Source organism: Palleronia caenipelagi, assembly GCF_007004065.1.
Lineage (GTDB): Bacteria > Pseudomonadota > Alphaproteobacteria > Rhodobacterales > Rhodobacteraceae > Palleronia > Palleronia caenipelagi.
In genome coordinates this window covers 1-1,100 of record NZ_VFSV01000135.1, presented here as the reverse complement: position 1 = coordinate 1,100, position 1,100 = coordinate 1, and the positions used below count along the sequence as shown (strand labels likewise).

Here is a 1,100-nt window from a genome sequence, read left to right as displayed (position 1 = left end):
TGTTGCATAGATCAAGCTGAGGGCGCATTTGCCGCTTTCCCTGCCTGAACAGATGACACGCTCATAGGCCGCGCGACCGAGGTCGGTCATGCGGTTGAGGGCTTTGACGGCGATTAGAGTCTCGGTCGTCTGGCTCTCCATATTTCGGCCTCGTAGCGCGGGCCCGATCACCTGCTTGTAACGACCGGTCTGGGCTTCGACACGGGAGCGCTGACCGTAGCCGGTCGACGTTTGCCATGCGATGCGACCGTGGTCGGCGTTCATCTGGATATGGACATTGCGGATCGCGCAATCGCCCGGGACGGCGTTGCTCGGTGGGTGAGAGGCGATAGAGAATTGATCCGGTGGATCAATTCAGCCTCGAACGGGCGGAGCCCCGGAGGAATAACCAACTCGACATCCGGCCCGAAGGCTTCCTGTATCATCGCCGATGAAACAGCACACAACCTCCGCCACCTGAGCCAGCAGCTCAGGCAGCGCGCCGGGATCGCCGACATGCTCGGTGGTCAGGGTGGAGGTGACGATGTGACCACTCTCGGGGTCGAGACCAATATGCAGCTTACGCCATGTTTTCCGGGACTTCGGCAGCCCGTGCTTCTCACTCATCCAGTCCCGACCGCCGTGGATCCGAAGCCCATTCGCCATGATCGCTCGAACCGATGGCGCGACATGGCTCATTGTCCACGACGGGCGTGATCGGGTTGCCCATCGGTTTCCGGCCCGGCGCGATGTTCAACGATGGGGCGCGACGGCAGAGCGTCGAGAAATCCGGCACGGGCAAGTCAACCCGCATGAGCTGCAAAAGACTTCGAACGAAGCCCTGCGTTTGACGAAGCGCCAGTCCGAACACGACGCGCAAGGTCAGGCAGATTTCAATCGCCATGTCCGAATACCGCCGCTGCGCACCGAGCATACCAGCGGGCGGTGGGCTCCATCTGGCCATCGCGTCTTCGCTGAGCCAGATCGTCACGTCATCGCGCTGGCGGAGACTCTCGTTGTATCCGGCCCAGTTCGTGACCCGGTACTTCGCCTTCGCAAACTTGTCCCGTCGTGATGCGTTGTGCTTGAATGGCATTGGGTGTCCTGTCGTCAGACCGACC

General features: G+C 61.4%; 2 protein-coding genes and 1 pseudogene. All 3 read right to left on the bottom strand.

The window, feature by feature from the left end; translation table 11 throughout:
* Positions 1-264: pseudogene (locus FEV53_RS21815) on the bottom strand (hypothetical protein); the annotation flags it as partial.
* 90 nt (positions 265-354) lie between these two features.
* Entirely contained in the window at positions 355-606 is a 252-nt protein-coding gene (locus FEV53_RS21810) for a transposase (RefSeq protein ID WP_246100952.1), read from the bottom strand.
* Positions 599-1,100 (bottom strand): transposase (locus FEV53_RS21805; RefSeq protein ID WP_246100950.1); only part of this gene is annotated, 502 nt, incomplete at its 5' end. The genes FEV53_RS21810 and FEV53_RS21805, both read right to left, overlap by 8 nt.

Excerpts from the sequence above, each read along its gene's own strand:
- FEV53_RS21810 (WP_246100952.1), bottom strand. The coding sequence starts at position 606 with ATGAGTGAGAAGCACGGGCTGCCGAAGTCCCGGAAAACATGGCGTAAG.